The 23,521-nt window shown below is 47.2% G+C and carries 25 protein-coding genes and 2 pseudogenes; 15 read left to right on the top strand and 12 right to left on the bottom strand.

Annotation, left to right across the window (positions count from 1 at the left end):
* Positions 1-116 precede the first annotated feature (116 nt).
* Entirely contained in the window at positions 117-1,649 is a 1,533-nt protein-coding gene (locus H9644_RS08510; RefSeq protein ID WP_064528682.1) for a SpoVR family protein, read from the top strand.
* Between the two features lie 161 nt (positions 1,650-1,810).
* Here the strand turns inward: H9644_RS08510 and fadR are convergent, their stop codons facing one another.
* Positions 1,811-2,530, bottom strand: a complete 720-nt coding sequence (gene fadR / locus H9644_RS08505) for a fatty acid metabolism transcriptional regulator FadR (RefSeq protein WP_064528680.1) — start codon at positions 2,528-2,530, stop codon at positions 1,811-1,813.
* A gap of 220 nt (positions 2,531-2,750) precedes the next feature.
* Between fadR and nhaB the strand changes: the two genes are divergently transcribed.
* The gene (gene nhaB / locus H9644_RS08500; protein WP_191774179.1) at positions 2,751-4,292 is read left to right on the top strand and encodes a Na(+)/H(+) antiporter NhaB; all 1,542 of its coding nucleotides are present in this window, start codon (positions 2,751-2,753) and stop codon (positions 4,290-4,292) included.
* 145 nt (positions 4,293-4,437) lie between these two features.
* Positions 4,438-4,968: a disulfide bond formation protein DsbB gene (gene dsbB, locus H9644_RS08495; protein WP_064528676.1), complete on the top strand. Its 531-nt coding sequence runs from the start codon at positions 4,438-4,440 to the stop codon at positions 4,966-4,968.
* 45 nt (positions 4,969-5,013) lie between these two features.
* Here the strand turns inward: dsbB and umuC are convergent, their stop codons facing one another.
* The 5 genes from umuC to H9644_RS08470 form a co-directional block, all read right to left on the bottom strand.
* Positions 5,014-6,282, bottom strand: coding sequence for a DNA polymerase V catalytic protein (gene umuC / locus H9644_RS08490; RefSeq protein WP_191774177.1), 1,269 nt, complete (start codon positions 6,280-6,282; stop codon positions 5,014-5,016).
* The gene (locus H9644_RS08485) at positions 6,282-6,701 is read right to left on the bottom strand and encodes a translesion error-prone DNA polymerase V autoproteolytic subunit (RefSeq protein WP_064528672.1); all 420 of its coding nucleotides are present in this window, start codon (positions 6,699-6,701) and stop codon (positions 6,282-6,284) included. The genes umuC and H9644_RS08485 overlap by 1 nt, the downstream gene beginning before the upstream one ends.
* Positions 6,702-7,811: 1,110 nt before the next feature.
* Positions 7,812-8,258, bottom strand: a complete 447-nt coding sequence (locus H9644_RS08480) for a YcgN family cysteine cluster protein (RefSeq protein WP_064528835.1) — start codon at positions 8,256-8,258, stop codon at positions 7,812-7,814.
* A gap of 90 nt (positions 8,259-8,348) precedes the next feature.
* The gene (locus H9644_RS08475; RefSeq protein ID WP_064528670.1) at positions 8,349-9,008 is read right to left on the bottom strand and encodes a fumarylacetoacetate hydrolase family protein; all 660 of its coding nucleotides are present in this window, start codon (positions 9,006-9,008) and stop codon (positions 8,349-8,351) included.
* A gap of 70 nt (positions 9,009-9,078) precedes the next feature.
* Entirely contained in the window at positions 9,079-9,372 is a 294-nt protein-coding gene (locus H9644_RS08470; protein WP_064528668.1) for a YcgL domain-containing protein, read from the bottom strand.
* A 125-nt stretch (positions 9,373-9,497) separates the two neighbouring features.
* On the opposite strand from H9644_RS08470, the gene minC reads away from it, so the two are divergent.
* The 6 genes and pseudogenes from minC (at position 9,498) to H9644_RS08445 (ending at position 12,435) form a co-directional block, all read left to right on the top strand.
* On the top strand, positions 9,498-10,193 hold the full coding sequence (gene minC, locus H9644_RS08465; protein ID WP_064528666.1) for a septum site-determining protein MinC: 696 nt from the start codon (positions 9,498-9,500) through the stop codon (positions 10,191-10,193).
* A 23-nt stretch (positions 10,194-10,216) separates the two neighbouring features.
* A complete protein-coding gene (minD, locus tag H9644_RS08460) occupies positions 10,217-11,029 on the top strand; it encodes a septum site-determining protein MinD (protein WP_064528664.1) in 813 nt (270 codons plus the stop codon).
* Between the two features lie 3 nt (positions 11,030-11,032).
* The gene (gene minE / locus H9644_RS08455; RefSeq protein ID WP_001185664.1) at positions 11,033-11,299 is read left to right on the top strand and encodes a cell division topological specificity factor MinE; all 267 of its coding nucleotides are present in this window, start codon (positions 11,033-11,035) and stop codon (positions 11,297-11,299) included.
* A 320-nt stretch (positions 11,300-11,619) separates the two neighbouring features.
* A pseudogene (locus tag H9644_RS21925) lies at positions 11,620-11,750 on the top strand (hypothetical protein); the annotation flags it as partial.
* Between the two features lies 1 nt (position 11,751).
* Positions 11,752-12,096, top strand: coding sequence for a YMGG-like glycine zipper-containing protein (locus H9644_RS08450; protein ID WP_064528662.1), 345 nt, complete (start codon positions 11,752-11,754; stop codon positions 12,094-12,096).
* A 3-nt stretch (positions 12,097-12,099) separates the two neighbouring features.
* Positions 12,100-12,435 carry a YmgD family protein gene (locus tag H9644_RS08445; RefSeq protein WP_074399524.1) on the top strand — a complete coding sequence of 112 codons (336 nt, stop codon included), beginning with the start codon at positions 12,100-12,102 and terminating at the stop codon, positions 12,433-12,435.
* A gap of 57 nt (positions 12,436-12,492) precedes the next feature.
* On the opposite strand, the pseudogene H9644_RS21920 reads toward H9644_RS08445, so the two are convergent.
* The 4 genes and pseudogenes from H9644_RS21920 to H9644_RS08425 form a co-directional block, all read right to left on the bottom strand.
* Positions 12,493-12,600 (bottom strand): annotated as a pseudogene (locus tag H9644_RS21920) (autotransporter outer membrane beta-barrel domain-containing protein); the annotation flags it as partial.
* A gap of 143 nt (positions 12,601-12,743) precedes the next feature.
* The gene (gene ymgF / locus H9644_RS08435; RefSeq protein ID WP_064528658.1) at positions 12,744-12,962 is read right to left on the bottom strand and encodes a cell division-associated protein YmgF; all 219 of its coding nucleotides are present in this window, start codon (positions 12,960-12,962) and stop codon (positions 12,744-12,746) included.
* A 130-nt stretch (positions 12,963-13,092) separates the two neighbouring features.
* On the bottom strand, positions 13,093-14,616 hold the full coding sequence (locus H9644_RS08430; RefSeq protein WP_191774167.1) for a cyclic diguanylate phosphodiesterase: 1,524 nt from the start codon (positions 14,614-14,616) through the stop codon (positions 13,093-13,095).
* A 253-nt stretch (positions 14,617-14,869) separates the two neighbouring features.
* Entirely contained in the window at positions 14,870-15,271 is a 402-nt protein-coding gene (locus tag H9644_RS08425; protein ID WP_191774165.1) for a DUF302 domain-containing protein, read from the bottom strand.
* A 443-nt stretch (positions 15,272-15,714) separates the two neighbouring features.
* On the opposite strand from H9644_RS08425, the gene H9644_RS08420 reads away from it, so the two are divergent.
* Complete coding sequence (locus H9644_RS08420) at positions 15,715-16,044, top strand: YkgJ family cysteine cluster protein (RefSeq protein ID WP_064528652.1); 330 nt, start codon at positions 15,715-15,717, stop codon at positions 16,042-16,044.
* 428 nt (positions 16,045-16,472) lie between these two features.
* Here the strand turns inward: H9644_RS08420 and H9644_RS08415 are convergent, their stop codons facing one another.
* Positions 16,473-17,189: a YebC/PmpR family DNA-binding transcriptional regulator gene (locus tag H9644_RS08415; RefSeq protein WP_064528650.1), complete on the bottom strand. Its 717-nt coding sequence runs from the start codon at positions 17,187-17,189 to the stop codon at positions 16,473-16,475.
* Positions 17,190-17,644: 455 nt separating this feature from the next.
* Entirely contained in the window at positions 17,645-18,895 is a 1,251-nt protein-coding gene (gene icd, locus H9644_RS08410; protein WP_191774163.1) for an NADP-dependent isocitrate dehydrogenase, read from the bottom strand.
* Between the two features lie 171 nt (positions 18,896-19,066).
* On the opposite strand from icd, the gene rluE reads away from it, so the two are divergent.
* Genes rluE through purB form a run of 5 tightly spaced genes read left to right on the top strand, consistent with a single transcriptional unit; the run spans position 19,067 to position 23,402 of the window.
* Positions 19,067-19,720 (top strand): 23S rRNA pseudouridine(2457) synthase RluE, encoded by a 654-nt coding sequence (rluE, locus tag H9644_RS08405; RefSeq protein WP_191774161.1) that lies wholly within the window; start codon positions 19,067-19,069, stop codon positions 19,718-19,720.
* 9 nt (positions 19,721-19,729) lie between these two features.
* Entirely contained in the window at positions 19,730-20,191 is a 462-nt protein-coding gene (gene nudJ, locus H9644_RS08400) for a phosphatase NudJ (RefSeq protein ID WP_191774159.1), read from the top strand.
* A gap of 53 nt (positions 20,192-20,244) precedes the next feature.
* Positions 20,245-21,351 (top strand): tRNA 2-thiouridine(34) synthase MnmA, encoded by a 1,107-nt coding sequence (gene mnmA / locus H9644_RS08395; RefSeq protein ID WP_135522636.1) that lies wholly within the window; start codon positions 20,245-20,247, stop codon positions 21,349-21,351.
* 35 nt (positions 21,352-21,386) lie between these two features.
* Complete coding sequence (gene hflD, locus H9644_RS08390; protein ID WP_001297479.1) at positions 21,387-22,028, top strand: high frequency lysogenization protein HflD; 642 nt, start codon at positions 21,387-21,389, stop codon at positions 22,026-22,028.
* Positions 22,029-22,031: 3 nt separating this feature from the next.
* Positions 22,032-23,402 (top strand): adenylosuccinate lyase, encoded by a 1,371-nt coding sequence (purB, locus tag H9644_RS08385; protein WP_000423742.1) that lies wholly within the window; start codon positions 22,032-22,034, stop codon positions 23,400-23,402.
* Positions 23,403-23,521: the final 119 nt, after the last annotated feature.

Genomic DNA, 23,521 nt, shown 5'->3' with positions numbered 1-23,521 from the left:
CGATAATAAGAAATCGCAAAGAAAAAAATTCTCCGGTGACGCGGTTTTTAACAGGTGTTCTATGCTTGAAATGAGGCGTTCCACACAGAGAGCGCCGACAACAATGAGGTGCGCGTATGGCGACGATCGATTCTATGAATAAGGACACCACACGTTTGAGCGATGGACCCGACTGGACGTTCGACCTGCTGGATGTTTACCTTGCAGAGATAGACCGGGTGGCGAAACTCTATCGGCTGGATACCTACCCGCACCAGATTGAAGTGATCACTTCGGAACAGATGATGGATGCCTACTCCAGCGTCGGCATGCCGATTAACTATCCGCACTGGTCATTCGGTAAAAAGTTTATCGAAACCGAACGTCTGTATAAGCACGGCCAGCAAGGGCTGGCCTATGAAATCGTCATTAACTCCAACCCGTGTATCGCTTACCTGATGGAAGAGAACACCATCACCATGCAGGCACTAGTGATGGCACACGCCTGCTATGGACATAACTCTTTCTTCAAAAACAATTACTTATTCCGTAGCTGGACCGACGCCAGTTCGATCGTCGATTACCTGATTTTCGCGCGTAAATATATTACCGAGTGCGAAGAGCGTTATGGCGTTGATGAAGTAGAACGGCTGCTGGACTCCTGTCATGCCCTGATGAACTACGGTGTGGACCGTTACAAACGACCGCAAAAAATCTCTCTCCAGGAGGAGAAAGCCCGGCAGAAAAGTCGCGAAGAGTATCTGCAAAGTCAGGTCAACATGCTGTGGCGTACGCTGCCGAAGCGCGAGGAAGAGAAAACTGTTGCTGAAGCACGCCGCTATCCTTCCGAGCCACAAGAAAACCTGCTTTATTTTATGGAAAAAAATGCGCCACTGCTGGAATCATGGCAGCGTGAAATCCTGCGTATTGTGCGTAAAGTAAGCCAGTATTTTTATCCGCAGAAACAGACCCAGGTGATGAATGAAGGCTGGGCGACCTTCTGGCACTACACCATCCTTAACCATCTGTATGATGAAGGAAAAGTGACCGAACGCTTTATGCTGGAGTTTTTGCACAGCCACACCAATGTAGTTTTCCAGCCGCCCTATAACAGCCCGTGGTACAGCGGAATAAATCCGTATGCGCTTGGTTTCGCCATGTTCCAGGATATTAAACGGATTTGTCAGTCGCCGACAGAAGAAGACAAATACTGGTTCCCGGATATCGCCGGTTCTGACTGGCTGGAAACATTGCATTTTGCAATGCGTGATTTCAAAGATGAGAGCTTTATCAGCCAGTTCCTGTCACCTAAAGTGATGCGTGATTTTCGCTTCTTCACTGTTCAGGACGACGATCGCCATAATTATCTGGAAATTTCGGCCATTCATAATGAGGAAGGTTATCGGGAGATCCGTAACCGATTATCGTCGCAATATAACTTAAGTAATCTGGAACCGAACATTCAGATCTGGAACGTGGATTTACGCGGCGACCGTTCATTGACGCTGCGCTACATTCCGCATAACCGCGCTCCGCTGGACCGGGGGCGTAAAGAGGTGCTGAAGCATGTGCATCGTCTGTGGGGATTTGATGTGATGCTGGAACAGCAAAACGAAGATGGTAGCGTCGAGTTGCTGGAGCGTTGCCCGCCAAGAATGGGAAATCTGTAAATAACCCTCCTCATTTGAGGAGGGCTCATTTTTGCCGGATGCGGCGTAAATGCCCTATCCGGCCTACAAAGCATGGCAAATTCAATACATTGCAAAAAACACGTAGGCCTGATAAGCGTAGCGCATCAGGCGATTATGCCTTTGTCATCAGGATAGCAAGATTATCGCCCCTGAATGGCTAAATCACCCGGCAGATTTTTCTGCATCCGATGCCATATCTCGCCACTCTCATGCCCATAGCGGCGCACTGTTTCGTAAACCTGATCATGCGCGCCTTCAGTGCACAGTACCGATAGCTTGTGGTAGAAGCCCAGTGCCAGGCTGCGCGCCTCCGGATTAGCGAAATAGTGACGACCAATTCGCGTATACAGTCCTTTCATCCCGTTGAGGATCAGACCGTAAATTGGGTTACCGGAAGCAAACGCCAGACCGCGGAAAATGTTGTAATCCAGGTCAGCAAAGGCGTCGGCGTGATCGGCCACTTCATTGGCGGTTGCCAGCACTTCTTGCGCTTTATCAGGATGCTGACGAAACGCGGTGCGAATAAAAATAGTCGAAATATTGGTACGCACTGACAGCAAATTATCAATAAGCTGCGGCACACTTTCGTGATCCAGTCGTGCCAGCGTCTCAAGAATATTCAACCCGGAGGTTTCCCAGAAATTATTCACTTTCGTCGGCTTGCCGTGTTGAATGGTCAACCAACCGTCTCGTGCCAGACGTTGTAACACTTCACGTAACGTAGTACGCGTTACGCCAATTAATTCTGAAAGTTCACGTTCTGCGGGCAAAATAGTCCCGGGAGGGAAGCGGTTATTCCAGATACTTTCAATAATGTACTCTTCCGCGAAACCCGCCGGGCTTTGCGCCTTAATGACCATAGTGAGATTTCCATAACACAGCAAAACAAAGTTGGACTCATCATACCAGAGGGCTAACTACGCTGATAGCAGACAAAAAGAAGAAAAAAGGGATCAAGGCTTCATTTTCCGCAAGTCTTCCCCTTGACTATCAATACTTGCCTCACTCCTGCCTGACCGTTAAGCTTTGCGCTTAAACATAAAAACATCATTGATTATTCGTAAGGTAAGGGAAACCATCATGGAGATCTCCTGGGGCCGCGCGCTATGGCGCAATTTTTTGGGCCAGTCCCCCGACTGGTACAAACTCGCCCTCATCATTTTCTTAATCGTAAATCCGTTAATTTTCCTCATCAGCCCTTTCGTCGCTGGCTGGTTGCTGGTAGCGGAATTTATTTTCACTCTGGCGATGGCCCTGAAATGCTACCCGCTGCTCCCCGGCGGCCTGTTGGCTATCGAAGCCGTCTTCATCGGCATGACCAGCGCGGAGCACGTCCGTGAAGAGGTGGCGGCGAATCTTGAAGTCTTGCTGCTACTGATGTTTATGGTGGCGGGCATCTATTTTATGAAACAGCTGTTGCTGTTCATTTTTACTCGCTTGCTATTAAGCATTCGCTCCAAAATGCTGCTATCGCTCTCTTTTTGCATGGCGGCGGCGTTTCTCTCCGCGTTCCTCGATGCCTTAACCGTCGTGGCGGTGGTGATCAGCGTTGCAGTAGGTTTTTATGGCATTTATCACCGTGTAGCCTCTTCCCGCATCGAAGATACCGACCTGCAAGACGATAGTCATATCGACCAGCATTACAAAGTTGTTCTGGAGCAGTTCCGTGGTTTTCTGCGTAGTCTGATGATGCACGCAGGCGTCGGTACCGCATTAGGTGGCGTGATGACCATGGTGGGTGAGCCGCAAAACCTGATTATCGCCAAAGCCGCTGGCTGGCATTTTGGCGATTTCTTCCTGCGCATGTCACCAGTGACCGTTCCGGTTCTGATTTGCGGCCTGTTAACTTGCCTGTTGGTGGAGAAGCTGCGTTGGTTTGGCTATGGTGAAACACTGCCGGAGAAAGTCCGCGAAGTGCTGCAACAGTTTGACGATCAAAGCCGCCGCCAACGTACACGTCAGGATAAAATTCGTCTGATTGTCCAGGCGATTATCGGTGTCTGGCTGGTGACTGCGCTGGCGTTGCATCTGGCAGAAGTGGGGCTGATTGGTTTGTCGGTCATTATTCTGGCGACATCACTGAGTGGTGTGACCGATGAGCATGCTATCGGTAAAGCCTTCACCGAATCTCTGCCATTCACCGCACTGTTGACCGTCTTTTTCTCGGTAGTCGCAGTAATTATCGACCAGCAGCTGTTCTCCCCTATTATCCAGTTTGTGCTGCAAGCATCGGAACATGCACAGCTGTCGTTGTTCTATATTTTCAACGGTCTGCTGTCATCCATTTCGGATAACGTCTTCGTAGGGACGATTTATATCAACGAAGCGAAAGCGGCAATGGAAAGCGGCGCTATCACGTTGAAGCAATACGAGCTGCTGGCGGTCGCCATTAATACCGGCACCAATCTGCCCTCCGTCGCTACGCCGAACGGTCAGGCTGCATTCTTGTTCCTGCTGACTTCCGCACTCGCGCCATTGATTCGCCTCTCTTATGGCCGCATGGTGTGGATGGCCCTGCCTTATACCCTCGTACTGACTCTCGTCGGACTGCTCTGTGTCGAGTTTACTCTTGCCCCTGCAACCGAATGGTTTATGCAGATGGGGTGGATAGCAGCACTTTGATAACAACTGACCGGGCATATTGATGCCCGGTTTGCCTTTTCGCCCGATAATTGTTCGATTACGATCGATTTTTGATTCCCCCTGGTGGCGCAGCGAATGAATTGGTTTAAACTGCGCATTCTATGCATATTGCAGGGATATTATTATGTTGCGATTTTTGAACCAATGTTCACAGGGTCGGGGGGCGTGGCTGTTAATGGCGTTTACCGCTCTGGCACTGGAACTGACGGCGCTGTGGTTCCAGCATGTGATGTTACTTAAACCTTGCGTGCTTTGTATTTATGAACGCTGCGCGTTATTCGGCGTTCTGGGTGCCGCGCTGATTGGCGCTATTGCTCCGAAAACTCCGCTGCGTTATGTGGCGATGATTATCTGGTTATACAGTGCGTTCCGCGGTGTGCAGTTAACTTACGAACACACCATGCTTCAACTCTATCCTTCTCCGTTTGCGACCTGTGATTTTATGGTTCGCTTCCCGGACTGGCTGCCGCTGGACAAATGGGTGCCGCAAGTGTTTGTCGCCTCTGGCGATTGTGCCGAACGTCAGTGGGAGTTTTTAGGTCTGGAAATGCCACAGTGGCTGCTCGGTATCTTTGTCGCTTACCTGATTGTTGCGGTTCTGGTGGTGATTTCCCAGCCGTTTAAAGCGAAAAAACGGGACCTGTTTGGTCGCTAATCAATTCGGCGCTTCTGCGGGAGCGTCTTTTTCCTGCCGCTATGTTTACTTGACCCTCAGTAAATCAGAACTTCGCGTTGTATAACGTGGTGAAAGCATGGCACGCTTCATCTGCCATTGTTGCTGGATACCCTGCCCGGCAAAATAGAGTGTTCTCCTGCCATCCTTAGCATTCAGCATATCCATTACCGCCATCAATTGTTCACTACCGGGACGCGGTGCGTTGTCATCGAACAAATTGAGCTGCGCCACTCCCTGACTGAAGAAATCGCCCAGCATCACGCCCGCTTTTTGGTAGCGATGACCCGCTTGCCAGATGGTGTCCAGACAGCGCGTAGCTGCGTTAATAATGTCTCTGCTGTCCTGGGTAGGCGTCAGCAGTTTTACCGACGCACTATTGCCATAATAGGATTCATTGAGCGCAAATGGCGACGTTTTAATAAACGTGGAGATAAACCGACAATATTGATGCTCACTGCGGAGTTTTTCCGCCGCCCGGGCAGCGTAACTACAAATGGCCTGCCGCATCGATTCATAATCCGTGATACGTTCGCCAAACGAGCGGGAACAGATAATTTCCTGCCTGGCCGGTGCAAATTCTTCCAGCTGTAAACAGGGTTCGCCGCGCAGTTCACGCACCGTTCGTTCGAGCACCACATTAAAGTGTTTACGAATAAACCGGATATCTGTATCCGCCAAATCCAGAACGGTTTTGATACCCATCGCGTTCAATTTTTTGCTGATGCGCCGTCCAATTCCCCACACTTCATCTACAGGTAAAGCGGCCATTAATTTACGCTGGCGTTCCCGATTAGATAAATCCACCACCCCACCGGTCTGCCGCTGCCATTTTTTTGCCGCATGATTGGCAAGCTTTGCCAGCGTTTTGGTCTGGGCGATACCCACCCCCACGGTGAGATGCGTGCGTTGCAGTACCGTTGCGCGAATTTCTCTGCCAAAGTCAGTGAGATCGCGGCAATTACGTACCCCCGTCAAATCGCAGAACGCTTCATCAATACTGTAAATCTCCACGCGAGGAGACAGCTCTTCCAGCGTCGACATCACCCGATTGCTCATGTCTGCGTAAAGCTCATAATTGCTGCTAAAGCAGACAACGCCACAGCGACGAAACAGATCTTTTTGTTTGAACCAGGGATCGCCCATTTTGACGCCCAGCGCCTTTGCCTCAGCATTTCGGGCAATAACGCAACCGTCGTTATTAGATAGTACAACCACCGGTTTACCCCATAAGTCAGGGCGAAACACCGCTTCACAACTGGCATAAAACGCGTTCACATCGCAAAGGGCAAACATCAGCGCATCGCCTTTATTACATGGACAACTACGCCAAAGACATCCAGCGTATCCTCGCTGCTGAGGGTAATCGGTGAGTACGCGCTATTCATAGGAATAAGCTGTACCGTCGGGCGCAACTGCAATTTTTTCACCGTAAACTCGCCATCAACAGCAGCGATGACGATATCACCGTGGCTGGCAGTAAGAGCGCTATCGACAATCAATAAATCACCGTCACTAATCCCACCTTCAATCATGGAGTCACCGCTCGCTTTGACGAAGTAAGTCGCGCTGGGATGCTGAATAAGCAATTGATTCAGATCGATACGCTGTTCAACGTAATCCGCTGCCGGTGAAGGAAAGCCACATTGAACAAGATCACTAAATAGCGGAAAAGTCACAATTTCGCGGAGATCCGCAGGCTTGATAAACAACATAATAATCTGCCTGAAGTAACACTGTTTTTATATACAGTAGTCTGTTCTTGTCAGCAGATCAATACTGATTCAGGCTATCAATATCTGTCGCTGCGTAGGCTGATCCTTAATAGTCGCTATGACTGCTTAACGTAATGCTGGCGACATTAATCACCTATCGCAACGTTACGTCAGTCTTATGTACCCCTGACCAGTCTCTGCTGCACACCGATTACTGCCCCACTGTTAACCGTCTGAACGCTGTATGGATATGTCGGTAAGCATTACCTAAAATTACGGTTAATTTTATAGTTTAAACCTTTTTTATTTATTAGTAAGATACCTGTGCTTCCAAAAAAGCTGGGAAATTCAACAACTCTTGGAAATTTTTGGACCTTGTCCCGCGGCTCCAATCCGACAGCCGCGTTTCTTTTCGCTTTCTATACTCTAAATAATTCGAGTTACAGGACAACACGGCAGTAGCGTTTTGTCCTGCAACCTGAAGTATGACGAGTATACAAGCATATTCACGAGTATTTTTATATCAAGACTTGTAACACAGGCTGTGTGTTCGGATATATAACAAAGTCGTTTAATGTACAAATTTACCGTCTTTCGCTTTATATCCACCAGGACACCTAAGGAGAATAACCATGCTTGTTCAGGCGGTCTAATGAATGTGTCCATCGGTTACGGCATTTGAATTATAGTCATAACGCAGATTATCATTTTTCGCGTGCTGCTATTTCCTTAGAAACAGTGATGACGTGCTCACTTTTTAGCTCGGAATTTTTTTGCAGGATTCAGGATTAATACTTCAGACCACCAGTAAAAAATATTTTATAATCAATAAAGAAGCATAAACTAACGAGATATCCGTTTTCATAAACGTCGACAGAGTCAGACTGATAACGCTATTTTATATTATCATCAACAATTAATTTCTGACTGCAATAATTATAATACCGATCCTCCAATATACCGCCAGCCCCGACTTCATCGCGGCACTCTGGCGACACGCCTGGAAAATCTGGTTTATTTATTCCTCGGTAGCAAATCGCTAACACACTGTACGCCAGACCTTGTTATTGATGACCAGAATACCGCAAGCTGCTGCTTGACTGATGCTGGTTATTGCGCCCAGTCAGGTTTATTTAAGATATGGTCCTGCCAGTCCATCACTTCCGATTCTTTCACCGCGATATGGCGCACTGAAATGCGTTCGCCATGCATGGCTGCTTTTGAGCCGGTAAGTAGCGGATGCCACGCAGGTAAATCTTTACCCTCCGCCAACAAGCGATAAGCACAAGTCAACGGTAGCCATTCGAACGTGGGCAGATTTTCACGAGTTAATTTAATGCAGTCGGGTTCAAACTCGAAGCGGCGTTCGTAGTTCCGACATTGACAGGTTTTAATATTGAGCTGACGGCAGGCGACGTTAGTGAAGTAGATTTCGTCGGTGTCTTCATCCATCAGTTTATGCAGACAGCACTGACCACAACCATCACACAACGACTCCCATTCTGCATCGCTCATTTCATCCAGGGTTTTACTTTGCCAGAAAGGTACATCGCTCATCAGGTGTTCCACCATTACGTTAAAACGCACCTTATAACCAGTCTGGCACGGCGATGCAAGCTTTGCCGCCCCTTTCAGGCGGCAAAAGTATTACAAAACGCGAGTTGTCAAAGAATGGCCATCAAACGTGACCGTCAATTCATCACCGCTGTGTAGCGGGCCAACACCATCAGGCGTACCTGTCAGCACAACGTCACCGGCCTTAAGGGTAAAAAACTTGCTCATATAAGCAATCAGTGGAACGATTTTGTGGATCATGTCCGCAGTCGTACCTTGTTGGCGTTGTTCGCCGTTTACACTTAGACCCAGTGACGTATTTTGTGGATCACCGGTGAACTCTGCTGCAGGAATAAACCCAGAAAGTGGACAAGAGTTATCAAACCCTTTGGCCTTTTCCCACGGCTGGCCGGCTTTCTTCATTTTTCCCTGAACATCACGTAATGTCAGATCGAGCGCCACACCGTAACCTGCAATAGCCTTGCGCACATGCTCTTCCGTGGCCTGACGTAGCGTTGCGCCAATCAACACAGCCAGTTCAACTTCATGATGAACCGAGCCGAAATCAGAGGGGATAGCCAGGGGCTGGCGCAGATCACACAGTGCCGTTTCAGGTTTAATAAACAACACGGGCTCTTCGGGTACTTCACTCCCCATCTCTTTGATATGTTTGGCATAGTTACTGCCAACACAGACGACCTTACTCACCGGATAATCCAGCAGCGCACCTTGCCAGTTGTGATGTTGATACATAACGTTCCTCTCACTTCATCGTGGTTCTTAAACCCGCTCCAACGAATATGATGCCACCGCCGGATATCGGTTATTTATTAGTACTGTCTGTATTTTTCGCCATCACAGAAAGATGTTGTTTAAGCAAATCTTCGGGTGGTGGTGGTAACTGGAGATAATAACCTTGCTCGGCTAATGCCTGTTTAACTTTCTCAATATCGGCATTAACCAGTTTTTTCCGCCCATCCAATGGCAGAATCATCGCAAGTTGAGGTTGGCCAAACCCTTTCATCAGTTCCTCTGGAACACGCGAAAAATCGTCTTTTTTTTCGACATATAAATAGGTCTGGTCACGTTTGCTACTTCGATAGATCACACAAAACATAATTTTACTCTGAATAAATGTGGGGGTGACTTGCCTCAATATAATCCAGACTATAACATGCCTTATAGTCTTCGTAATATCATCGCTCGCTGATGATGATAATTAGCTAATTGAGTAAGGCCAGGATGTCAAACACGCCAATCGAGCTTAAAGGTAGCAACTTCACCTTATCAGTGGTTCATCTGCATGAAGCAGAGCCTAAGATTATTCATCAAGCGCTGGAAGACAAAATCGCTCAGGCCCCCGCATTTTTAAAGCACGCCCCCGTCGTACTCAATGTCAGTGGCCTCGAAGATCTGGTCAACTGGTCAGCAATGCACAAAGCTATCTCAGCAACTGGCTTGCGGATAATTGGCGTCAGCGGTTGCAAAAATGCGAAACTGAAAGCTGAAATAGAAAAGATGGGGCTACCAATCCTGACTGAAGGAAAGGAAAAAGCGCCACGTTCAGCTCCCGTTCCCCAGGCTCCAGCGCAAAATACGATCCCGGACACAAAAACACGTTTAATAGATACACCTGTGCGTTCCGGTCAGCGCATTTATGCGCCACAATGTGATTTGATTGTTACAAGTAATGTAAGTGCAGGAGCAGAATTGATCGCGGATGGTAACATTCATGTCTATGGCATGATGCGCGGTCGTGCGCTGGCGGGAGCAAGTGGTGACCGGGAAGCGCAAATATTTTGTACTAACCTGATGGCCGAACTAGTATCTATTGCTGGTGAATACTGGCTGAGTGATAAAATCCCAGTAGAATTTTATGGCAAAGCGGCACGGCTGCAATTAGTCGAAAACGCTTTGACCGTTCAATCGTTAAATTGATCCCTTTTTAACAAGGAATTTTTATGGCACGCATTATTGTTGTTACTTCGGGGAAAGGGGGCGTTGGAAAGACCACCTCCAGCGCGGCCATCGCCACTGGTTTGGCCCAGAAGGGAAAGAAAACTGTCGTGATCGATTTTGATATCGGCTTGCGTAATCTCGACCTGATTATGGGTTGTGAGCGTCGGGTCGTGTACGATTTCGTCAACGTCATTCAGGGCGATGCAACGCTAAATCAGGCGTTAATTAAGGATAAGCGTACTGATAACCTCTATATTCTCCCGGCATCGCAAACTCGCGATAAAGATGCCCTCACCCGCGAAGGGGTGGCCAAAGTTCTTGATGACTTAAAAGCGATGGACTTTGAGTTTATCGTTTGTGACTCACCGGCGGGTATTGAAACCGGTGCATTAATGGCTCTTTATTTCGCCGATGAAGCCATTATTACCACGAACCCGGAAGTCTCTTCAGTTCGTGACTCTGACCGTATTTTAGGTATTCTGGCGTCGAAATCACGTCGCGCAGAAAACGGCGAAGAACCCATTAAAGAGCACCTGCTGTTAACGCGCTATAACCCTGGTCGCGTGCACAGAGGAGACATGCTGAGTATGGAAGACGTACTGGAAATCCTGCGCATCAAACTCGTCGGTGTGATCCCGGAGGACCAATCCGTATTGCGCGCCTCTAACCAGGGTGAACCGGTCATTCTCGACATCAATGCCGATGCGGGTAAAGCCTACGCAGATACCGTAGAACGCCTGTTGGGTGAAGAACGCCCTTTCCGCTTCATTGAAGAAGAGAAGAAAGGCTTCCTCAAACGCTTGTTCGGAGGATAAGTTATGGCATTACTCGATTTCTTTCTCTCACGGAAGAAAAACACGGCCAACATTGCAAAAGAACGGCTGCAGATCATTGTTGCTGAACGTCGTCGCAGCGATGCAGAACCACACTATCTGCCGCAGTTGCGTAAAGATATTCTTGATGTCATTTGTAAATACGTACAAATTGATCCCGAGATGGTGACCGTACAACTTGAGCAAAAGGATGGCGATATTTCCATTCTTGAGCTTAACGTGACCTTACCAGAAGCAGAAGAGCTGAAATAAGCTGTATTAGCTCAAACCTAATCTGGCAGTTACCGGTTGTTTATACTGGTATCTGTCAGATTGCATTTGGTCTGAATTTTTCCCTCCCTTTCTATTGTCAGCTCAAATCGCCGCTAATTAACATTATTGCCACCAGAGCGAAATCACTTACCTTGCCTTTTCTGATAAATGTTTTTTACATTTAAATCACACAACAATATTGATATTTCAGATCGCCTAACTTTAACAATATTATGTTAACACCTGATGACACTTCTTGAAGAAAATATTTCAAATCAATGAGTTAATCCTTATTTGGGATTATTCCTATTCAAGCATAAAACACAATTACTATTATACCATTCGCGCTCATTTTGAATTATCTGAATAACAGAGAGCGCTCTTTAGTTAAGTAATATTAATTAAAGACGAAATTATTGTGTGTGCAACTTACTTAATACCGGACATCTAAGTTGAAGAAAAAAATACTCGCCTTCGGGCTTATCTCAGCATTGTTCTGCTCCGCGCCAGCGATGGCGGATATGAATCGCACCACGAAAGGCGCGCTGTTAGGTGCAGGCGTAGGTTTACTGACTGGCAATGGCGTTAATGGTGTTCTGAAAGGCGCTGCTGTGGGCGCGGGTGTTGGTGCGGTAACTGAAAAAGGCCGCGACGGTAAAAATGCCCGCAAAGGTGCGAAAGTGGGTGCTGCCGTTGGCGCAGTCACTGGCGTGTTGACCGGCAATGGTCTGGAAGGCGCGATTAAAGGTGCTGTGATTGGCGGCACGGGTGGTGCCATTCTGGGTAAAATGAAATAAGGAATGATGATGAAAAAATTTGCATTACTGGCGGGTCTGTTTGTTTTCGCACCAATGAGCTGGGCGCAGGACTACAATATTAAGAACGGTTTGCCAGCAGAAACCTATATTACTTGTGCTGAAGCCAACGAAATGGCAAAAACTGACAGCGCACAGGTTGCAGAAATTGTGGCTGTAATGGGTAACGCCAGCGTTACGAGCCGTGATTTAAAAATTGAGCAATCTCCGGAACTGAGTGCCAAAGTGGTAGAAAAACTGAACCAGGTTTGTGCTAAAGATCCGCAAATGCTGTTGATTACCGCCATTGATGACACCATGCGTGCCATTGGCAAAAAATAATCATTAATATAGTACCGCGCCGATTGATTCGGCGCGTTTTTTTAGCAGGCGGAGGAATCAGAACTTATATTTAAATCCCACCATAACTGCGGTGTCATTGTAGCCATTATTAGCCTGTTGAACGCCAACATTTCCCCAAACGCTGGCTGCTGGATTCAAACCAGGTGAAACCATGATCATGATACGCGGGATACCATCAACAGGACATTAGCTCAATAAATGGTGGCTTAATCGCCAGGTCATGTCAGGATAAGACGTTCACTGCCAGCAACACATTTAGCCGTTTTCTGACAGTGATAACAGTAGAATTAATGCTGATCCCTATGGCTAACGAGTTTTCCTCTTAACCGATTAACCACATTGATCGCCAACCAGACCAACGCATTTAGCAAATTTATAGTAACAAGCACTTCTCCCAGCCCGGTGCTGGGTTTGGCAAAAAGGATAACCAGAAAGGTGATTAGCATAAATGCAATGGAGAAAATGATATACAAAGTAAAATAATCCAGATTATTACTCTTGTTCATGCTACTGATGGTAATCCTGTCAAAAATTTCAGACAATTATAGCAAACAAAATAATGAACAATAGTAACAAGGCGAAACGAGCTAATTACCTGTCTATAATTACGTCACCTCACGCTCGAGCGATCATTTTTCACTCAACCACCACTTTCACCTTCGGTTTTGAGAGAATAATTTTGACCAGCTCAATATATGTCACCGGTTTATAGAAATAGTATCCCTGTTGGAACGTGATGTTGTTTTGGTTCAGGTAATCGAGCTGCTCCTTCGTCTCAACGCCTTCAGCGACAATACTGATAGAAAGTTTGCGCGCCAGATCCAGCACGCAGTCCAGAATCCGGGTGGAATCTGGATCTGCATTAACCCGACCGACGAAACTGTGATCAATCTTAATATAATCAATATGTAGATCATGAAGATAAGAAAGCCCCGAGTATCCAGTACCAAAATCATCCAGCGCGATGACAAAACCATTTTCATGCAAAATGTTGAGTCGATGGACCAGACTTTCATCAACATGCAAAGGCTCACGCTCAGTGACTTCAAGTACAAGATTCAAATCACGGCGAGTGAAGCTGTCCCTGTATTTCAGGCATTCGTCAACAAATGTCGGCGAAATAATATGCGAGGCGCTGAAATTTATCCCAACGTGAAAACCTTCTGGCAGTTTGCTTTCGATCGCATTCATTTGTTTGGCGACCTGGCTCATCAAACTTTGGGTGAGTGGAACTATCAGCCCTGATTTTTCAGCAAGAGGAATAAAAGCCGCAGGAGAGATATATCCTCCCCGAGGGTGTTTCCAGCGTGCAAGGACTTCCACGCCACGTAACGTCCCTTCCCGCCCATTTACCACCGGTTGATAAAAAGGCACAATTTCACCGTTATGTATTGCCCGCCGCAGGATCTCTTCAGGTGTCGCGCTTTTGTTAAAATATTTATCAAGCAGGAAGGCAACAGCGCAGGAAATTAACAAAATGAATATCAAAATACCCAGACCTTTATCGATAAGCCTGCTAAAGCTAAATAGAGGCGGCTGGTTATAAATAATACTGAAATGATATTTTGTGGAGTTGACCCGCCCAGAAAAATGATTATTACCATTGAGAGTTATCACATCTCCCGACGGGCCGATAATACGATCGCCAACGAGTAAAGTATACTTCACCCCCTTCAACGGAACATTGAGCGCCCCACGAGTATGTTGATCGCTAATAGTCACCAAAATTCGAGTATCTGCGAACTGACTCTGATAAAGCAAAATAGGCATTTTATTAACAGTATCAATTGCCGGAGCTAGCAGTAAATTGCTTTCAGGAATCACGGGTATTCGTGATAGTAGTACGCGATTGCCCGGCAGCGATGTACACCAGACCGCATCTTGTTTGAGAATGATGATCGTACGCAGATGTGGCTTGAGCGCTGCTTCTGTACCTAGTTGATATTGTTCATCCAGATCACACCCTTTTCCGGCAATTTCCCGCGCCGTTTGAGTCGCCTGTGACGCTTCTTCAAGTATATGGTTGATATTGTTTGCGGCATATCTCGCCCCTGCCAAACTCTCCGCTTTTGCGGAATACCAGAGCTGGATGTTCAAAATAGAGACGCCGGTAATAAACAGGCAAACCGCAGCGAGGATAGGGATAAGTGTATTGCGCATCTGCGTGTCCCAGACAACAGGTTAATAGAGGGGATTGACATTCATTCGCTCAATCTGGCGCCTACAGAGAGCATGGCCGAGAGAATCAGAAATATCCACGCATCAGATGAAATTTCGCCCAACATGCCGCAAGTCTTTCAATGAACGATGAAAAACTAATGTTAGCGTTAATCAATTGGTCTTTAAGCAGACAAGAGGCATGGGGTAATAATTCGGGAACAGATATATAGGCTGGGCGCGTTTCTGTTTAGCTTTAACCTTCGCCTTTGTGCACATGTGAATCAATAGGTTGAATACATTCCTGTACCAGCAACTCCAGCTTTTTCAGCGCTTGTATCGCTGTTGAGTCAAGTCCATAACATTTGAATTCTTCTGCCGAGTGGAATCTAACGTTGACCTGTCCTCCAGGCAACTGGCGAAGGAGCACCCTGAAAGGTAAATCCAGAGCAAGGTCTGGATGTTCCAACATCAAAGGTGTTCCCTTTTCAGGATTACCAAATACCAGAACAGTTGTTGGTGGCATTACAAGCCCTGCATTACGGGCAGCTTTCGCGTGGTCAAACTCGCCAAATAAAACCAGACCATTATCTGATACCGCCTTAAGAAGACGTGTCCTGGTATGCTCGAAGTCAAATGCACTATTGAATTGAATCATAATGTTTTTACCATTAACACAATAATCAGTGTGACTATAAGATAACCGTAATATAAATATAAAATATTAAAACCTGAGCTTGCTCACATTCTTGGACATCAGAGAAATAACATTTTCTGATGGTTCCCTCTAACCAGCCAGAATTTAAACAATCTCAATATCTACTGTTTTTATAAAACCATCCGATGGTAACAAGATAATGTAGACTCTGATTCCCAAAGACACTCCCTTCCTAAACCCTGTAGTTACAAATTGTAAAGATTAACTTACTCTGTTTATATTCTGACTGTCTGGTTATATCTCAGTGGATATGTAAAATTAATAACGGTTGGTGATCATTCTGTAGTCGACTATAGAAAATTTGCCAGCCGGTTACAGACATGTCTCTTTACAGGGCATGTCTGCGTTTTTTGTTGTGATGTATATAGTAGTACTGGTGAATTATGAGCAATTTGAATCCATGCCTGGCGTGTGGTGCCTGTTGTGCATTTTTCCGCGTCTCTTTTTACTGGGCCGAAGCAGACGATGCAGGTGGCACTATCCCGGTTCATCTTACTGAGCAGATATCCCCTTACCACCGATGTATGAGCGGTACTAACCAGAAGGATCCACGTTGTGTTGCCCTGGCAGGAACGCCTGGCAAAAACGCATGTTGCACCATATACAAGAATCGCTCATCGACATGCCGAGAATTCGCCATGTCTGGCGAGAATGGGGAGATTAATGAGGCATGTAATCGCGCCCGCGCAAAATATGGACTGCCTCCAATTTAATTAATGAACGCTATGAAACTGCGTGTCCATAATTATATTCTGATGTAAAATGCCCATTGCCCGAGTATCAAGAATGCAATGACATATATTCCTGATATCGGGCAACGTTTTGGTGAAACCTGCAATTTTAAAAATTCAGTTCTCGATAACCATTCTTGATGTTTTACACCATAATTAACAGACATTACATTCTCATATAAACGATATGATATATATTTATTTTCTAGTGCAAATACATTACGTTTTTCGCGTAGTTTTCATCTGTTAGATGCATCTTTGCCGTCTATCATGAGATAGTTAAGACCAGTAATTTCGATAGTTTAATTTATTTTACCGGGAGTTTTATATAATCAATTTCACATCTTATTTTTATAACATTCTTTAAGAGTAAGAAATCTGCCATAAAGACAGATTTCTTTAATTTATAATTAGAGATTTGCAACGTTATGATATACTTTTTGAACATCGTCGTCATCTTCGAGGGCATCAATAAGTCCTTCAAAGATCTCTAAATCTTCTGGTGAAAGCTCAACTTCTGATTGAGCAATCATTTCTAATTCTGTTGTTGAGAACTCAGTAATTCCAGCTGCTTTTAGAGCTGCAATTCCTTTGTGAAGATCTGTAGGTTCAGTATAAATAACGATGTTTCCTTCTTCTTCGGTCACATCACGAACATCCACTTCAGCTTCAAGCAATATTTCAAAAATACGGTCAGGGTCAGTTCCTTCAAATACAATCACGCCAGTGTTGTCAAACATATAGCTGACAGACCCGGCCGCGCCGATATTCCCGCCTTTTTTATTGAAAATTGTACGAACGTTAGCAATCGTACGGTTAACGTTTGAAGTCAACGTTTCAGCGATAATCATTGAACCATTGGGTCCAAAGCCTTCATAACGTCCTTGTACGAACGTTTCGTCTCCGCCACCTTTGGCTTTATCAATAGCTTTATCAATAACGTGTTTTGGAACTTGTGCCTGCTTCGCACGTTCAATAACGAACTTTAAAGAAGTGTTTAATTCTGGGTCCGGTTCACCCTGTTTAGCCGCAGCATAGATTTCCACACCGAATTTTGCATATACTTTAGACGTTGCCCCGTCTTTAGCCGTTTTTTTAGCAACAATATTGGCCCATTTACGTCCCACTGGAATAATCTCCTCGAAATTTATTTACATTAATAACAGATTGATAACCTGCATTTTTCGTCATATTATATCATAACATGAAAAAATTCGTCTATGAGAATTAAAAATAGACTAAATGTATAGCAGCACTTTAATTTTTCATTAATTAATAATGTTACCCGATTATTTTTATAATTTAATCATGTTTTTATTTTTAATAATTAAAATGCTGTGTTAACACCTAAAAAATAACGTGACAATCCCAAGCAATTATCTGGAAACCGTTTTAAAACAGCTCTGGATATTTTCTAGCGTGCATCAATAATAATTAGCAACAGCTGAGAATTACTTAATCACCTAACTACGATATAAACATTACCAAAAAAAAATCCTATGGGGTTTTGATAACTATTGACGTGCTAATAAAGAAAACGGGCGTGTTATACGCCCGTTTCAATATTTAACACATGTAGTGATTACATATTCTTGATGATCGCGTCACCAAACTCTGAACATTTCAGCAGTTTAGCGCCTTCCATCAGTCGTTCGAAGTCATAGGTTACGGTCTTCGCGTTGATTGCGCCTTCCATACCTTTAACAATCAGGTCTGCGGCTTCAGTCCAGCCCATATGGCGCAGCATCATTTCCGCGGAAAGGATAATAGAACCTGGGTTTACTTTGTCCTGACCGGCATATTTCGGCGCAGTACCGTGGGTCGCTTCAAACAGGGCGCATTCGTCACCGATGTTTGCGCCAGGGGCAATACCGATACCACCAACCTGTGCTGCCAGGGCGTCAGAAATGTAGTCACCGTTCAGGTTCATACAGGCGATAACGTCGTATTCAGCCGGACGCAGCAGGATCTGTTGCAGGAACGCATCAGCGATCACGTCTTTGATGACGATCTCTTTGCCGGTGTTCGGGTTTTTAACTTTCAGCCACGGGCCGCCGTCAATCAGTTCACCGCCAAACTCTTCACGCGCCAGCTGGTAGCCCCAGTCTTTAAACGCGCCTTCGGTGAATTTCATGATGTTGCCTTTGTGCACCAGAGTCACAGAGTCACGGTCGTTAGCAATTGCGTATTCAATCGCTGCACGGACCAGACGTTTGGTGCCTTCTTCCGAACACGGTTTGATACCGATACCGCAATGTTCCGGGAAGCGAATTTTCTTCACCCCCATCTCTTCACGCAGGAATTTAATCACTTTCTCTGCGTCGGCAGAGTCAGCTTTCCATTCGATACCCGCATAAATGTCTTCCGAGTTTTCACGGAAGATAACCATATCGGTCAGTTCAGGGTGTTTAACCGGGCTTGGGGTGCCCTGGTAGTAACGTACCGGGCGCAGGCAGATGTAAAGATCCAGTTCCTGGCGCAGGGCAACGTTGAGAGAACGAATACCGCCACCAACCGGAGTGGTCAGCGGGCCTTTAATGGCAACGCGATATTCACGAATCAGATCGAGGGTTTCAGCAGGCAACCAGACATCCTGACCATAAACCTGTGTGGATTTTTCACCGGTGTAAATTTCCATCCAGGAGATTTTACGCTCGCCTTTATAGGCTTTATCTACTGCAGCGTCGACCACTTTCAGCATGGCTGGGGTTACATCTACACCGATTCCATCACCTTCAATGTATGGGATAATCGGATTTTCAGGAACGTTGAGTTTGCCGTTTTGCAGGGTGATCTTCTTGCCTTGTGCCGGAACAACTACTTTACTTTCCATTCACCTCTCCTTCGAGCGCTACTGGTTTGCTCGTCTGCCACCACGTTGCATATGCGTTTGCGTCCTGCGATACGGATGCTTTAGAGCAATTTTTTGTTAATGATTTGTAATTGGCTTGTCAATACTACCCTATTGTTTGCCGTCATGAAAGATGCGCGTTATTAGGCTATAATGCGGCAATTCATAATCCCTGAAAATACCATGCAAAAAACTTCTTTTAAAAATCACCAGGTTAAGCGATTCAGCTCGCAACGCACTAACAAACGCAAGCCAGAAAACCAGCCCACACGTGTGATCCTGTTTAATAAACCTTACGATGTCCTGCCACAGTTCACCGATGACGCCGGGCGCAAAACATTAAAAGAATTCATCCCGGTTCAGGGTGTTTATGCGGCAGGTCGTCTCGACCGCGATAGCGAAGGGTTACTGGTGCTAACCAATAATGGTGCATTACAGGCGCGTTTAACCCAGCCGGGCAAACGCACCGGCAAAATCTATTATGTGCAGGTGGAAGGCATTCCCACACAAGACGCGCTTGAAGCCTTGCGCAATGGCGTAACCTTAAATGATGGCCCTACCCTGCCCGCAGGCGTGGACCTGGTTGAAGAGCCGGAGTGGTTATGGCCGCGTAATCCGCCAATTCGTGAACGCAAAAGTATTCCCACCAGCTGGCTGAAGATTACCTTATATGAAGGACGTAATCGCCAGGTGCGCCGCATGACCGCCCATGTCGGTTTCCCTACGCTGCGACTGATTCGCTACGCCATGGGCAATTACACACTGGATAATCTCGCTAACGGCGAATGGCGAGAAGCAACAGAATAAGGATGCGCAATGTTTAAACCGCACGTTACCGTAGCCTGCGTGGTACACGCAGAGGGCAAATTTTTAGTTGTAGAAGAAACGATTAACGGTAAAGCGTTATGGAACCAACCGGCGGGGCATCTGGAAGCGGATGAGACGTTAGTGGAAGCGGCTGCGCGTGAGCTGTGGGAAGAAACCGGCATCAGCGCGCGACCGCAACATTTTATTCGTATGCATCAGTGGATTGCGCCAGATAAAACGCCGTTTTTGCGTTTCCTGTTTGCCATTGAGCTTGAGAAAATTTGCCCGACGCAACCTCATGACAGCGATATCGACTGCTGCCGTTGGGTCAGCGCCGAAGAAATTTTACAGGCGTCAAATCTGCGTTCGCCGCTGGTGGCGGAAAGTATTCGTTGTTATCAAAGCGGGCAACGCTACCCGCTGGAGATGATTAGCGATTTTAACTGGCCTTTTACAAAGGGTGTCATCTAAAAGGCTGCGTGATAGAATACGCCGCCTTGAAGTTCAATGTCGTGAGTAATCCAATGTCTGAAACCGCAAAAAAAGTGATCGTCGGCATGTCCGGCGGTGTCGACTCCTCCGTTTCTGCCTGGCTGTTGCAACAACAGGGATATCAGGTCGAAGGCCTGTTTATGAAGAACTGGGAAGAAGACGACGGTGAGGAATATTGCACGGCGGCAGCAGATCTGGCTGATGCCCAGGCTGTCTGCGACAAGCTCGGCATTGAACTACACACCGTCAACTTTGCTGCCGAGTACTGGGACAACGTCTTTGAACTGTTCCTTGCCGAATATAAAGCCGGTCGCACGCCGAATCCGGATATTCTGTGCAACAAAGAGATCAAATTTAAAGCTTTCCTCGAATTTGCCGCCGAAGATTTAGGTGCCGATTATATCGCTACCGGTCATTACGTTCGTCGTGCAGATGTCGATGGCAAGAGCCGCCTGCTGCGTGGTCTGGACAGCAACAAAGACCAGAGCTACTTCCTTTATACACTCAGCCATGAGCAAATTGCGCAAAGCCTGTTCCCGGTCGGCGAACTGGAAAAACCGCAGGTGCGTAAAATTGCAGAAGATCTCGGTCTGGTTACCGCGAAGAAAAAAGACTCTACCGGTATCTGCTTTATCGGCGAGCGTAAATTCCGCGAGTTCCTGGGCCGTTATCTCCCGGCGCAACCGGGCAAAATCATTACCGTCGATGGTGATGAAATTGGCGAGCACCAGGGGCTGATGTATCACACCCTCGGTCAGCGTAAAGGTCTGGGTATCGGTGGCACCAAAGAAGGCACCGAAGAACCGTGGTACGTTGTCGATAAAGACGTCGAAAACAACATTCTGATTGTTGCGCAGGGCCATGAACACCCGCGTCTGATGTCTGTCGGTCTGATTGCCCAGCAGCTACACTGGGTCGATCGCGAACCGTTCATCGGCACTATGCGTTGCACGGTAAAAACCCGCTATCGCCAGACCGACATTCCGTGCACCGTCAAGGCGCTGGACGACGATCGCATTGAAGTGATTTTCGATGAGCCAGTTGCCGCCGTGACGCCGGGCCAGTCTGCCGTCTTCTATAACGGTGAAGTGTGCCTCGGTGGCGGTATCATTGAGCAGCGTCTACCGCTGCCGGTCTGATTATTGTTTTAAATTACAACAAGGAAGCAGTGAACGTGGCAAAGAATTACTATGACATCACCCTCGCCCTGGCCGGTATTTGTCAGTCGGCACGCCTGGTGCAACAACTCGCTCACCAGGGGCATTGTGATGCCGATGCGCTACACGTCTCACTCAACAGTATTATCGATATGAACCCCAGCTCCACGCTGGCGGTTTTTGGCGGCAGCGAAGCCAACCTGCGCGTCGGGCTGGAAACATTGCTCGGCGTGCTCAACGCCAGCAGTCGCCAGGGCTTAAACGCTGAGTTAACCCGCTACACCCTTAGCCTGATGGTGCTTGAGCGCAAACTCTCTTCAGCCAAAGGCGCGCTCGACACACTGGGAAACCGGATTAACGGCCTGCAACGTCAGCTGGAACACTTCGATTTACAGTCCGAAACGCTGATGAGCGCGATGGCCGCTATTTATGTTGATGTGATTAGCCCGCTAGGCCCGCGCATTCAGGTCACCGGTTCCCCTGCCGTACTGCAAAGCCCACAGGTGCAAGCGAAAGTTCGCGCTACCCTGCTGGCAGGCATTCGCGCCGCCGTGCTCTGGCACCAGGTCGGCGGCGGACGTCTACAACTGATGTTTTCTCGTAATCGCCTGACCACTCAGGCAAAACAAATTCTTGCTCATTTAACCCCGGAGTTGTGATCTATGGAATTATCCTCACTGACCGCCGTTTCCCCTGTCGATGGACGCTACGGCGATAAAGTCAGCGCGCTGCGCGGGATTTTCAGCGAATATGGTTTGCTGAAATTCCGTGTACAAGTTGAAGTACGTTGGCTGCAAAAACTGGCCGCGCACGCAGCGATCAAGGAAGTTCCTGCTTTTGCTGCCGACGCAATCGGTTACCTTGATGCAATTGTCGCCAGTTTCAGCGAAGAAGATGCAGCACGCATCAAAACCATCGAGCGAACCACTAACCACGACGTTAAAGCGGTTGAGTATTTCCTGAAAGAAAAAGTGGCGGAGATCCCGGAACTGCATGCCGTTTCTGAATTCATTCACTTTGCCTGTACTTCGGAAGATATCAATAACCTCTCCCACGCGTTGATGCTGAAAACCGCGCGTGATGAAGTGATCCTGCCGTACTGGCGTCAACTGATTGATGGCATTAAAGATCTCGCCGTTCAGTACCGCGATATCCCGCTTCTCTCCCGTACTCACGGTCAGCCAGCCACGCCGTCAACCATCGGCAAAGAGATGGCAAACGTCGCCTACCGCATGGAGCGCCAGTACCGCCAGCTTAACCAGGTGGAGATCCTCGGCAAAATCAACGGCGCGGTTGGTAACTATAACGCCCACATCGCCGCTTACCCGGAAGTTGACTGGCATCAGTTCAGCGAAGAGTTCGTCACCTCGCTGGGTATTCAGTGGAACCCGTACACTACGCAGATTGAACCGCACGACTACATCGCCGAACTGTTTGATTGCGTTGCGCGCTTCAACACCATTCTGATCGACTTCGACCGTGACGTCTGGGGTTATATCGCCCTTAACCACTTCAAGCAGAAAACCATCGCCGGTGAGATTGGTTCTTCCACCATGCCGCACAAGGTTAACCCAATCGACTTCGAAAACTCCGAAGGCAATCTGGGGCTTTCCAATGCGGTGTTGCAGCACCTGGCCAGCAAACTGCCGGTTTCCCGCTGGCAGCGTGACCTGACCGACTCTACCGTGCTGCGTAATCTTGGCGTGGGTATCGGTTATGCACTGATTGCGTATCAATCCACCCTGAAAGGCGTGAGCAAACTGGAAGTGAACCGTGACCATCTGCTGGATGAACTGGATCACAACTGGGAAGTGCTGGCAGAACCGATCCAGACGGTAATGCGCCGTTACGGGATTGAGAAGCCGTACGAAAAACTGAAAGAGCTGACTCGCGGTAAGCGCGTTGACGCCGAAGGCATGAAGCAATTTATCGACGGACTGGCGCTGCCGGAAGAAGAGAAAGCACGCCTGAAAGCGATGACCCCGGCTAACTATATTGGTCGAGCCATCACTATGGTTGATGAGCTGAAATAAGCCTAAAATCAGTGCCGGATGGTGATGCCGTCCGGCCTGTTTATTAACATAATCCGCTTTTCTATTTATGCCTCCCTTCCCCACTGGTTTATTTAATGTTTACCCCCACAACCACATAA

Source organism: Escherichia whittamii, from assembly GCF_014836715.1.
GTDB classification, from domain to species: Bacteria; Pseudomonadota; Gammaproteobacteria; order Enterobacterales; family Enterobacteriaceae; genus Escherichia; species Escherichia whittamii.
Note: the sequence above shows the minus strand (reverse complement) of the source record. Positions and strands in the feature narration are given on the sequence as shown.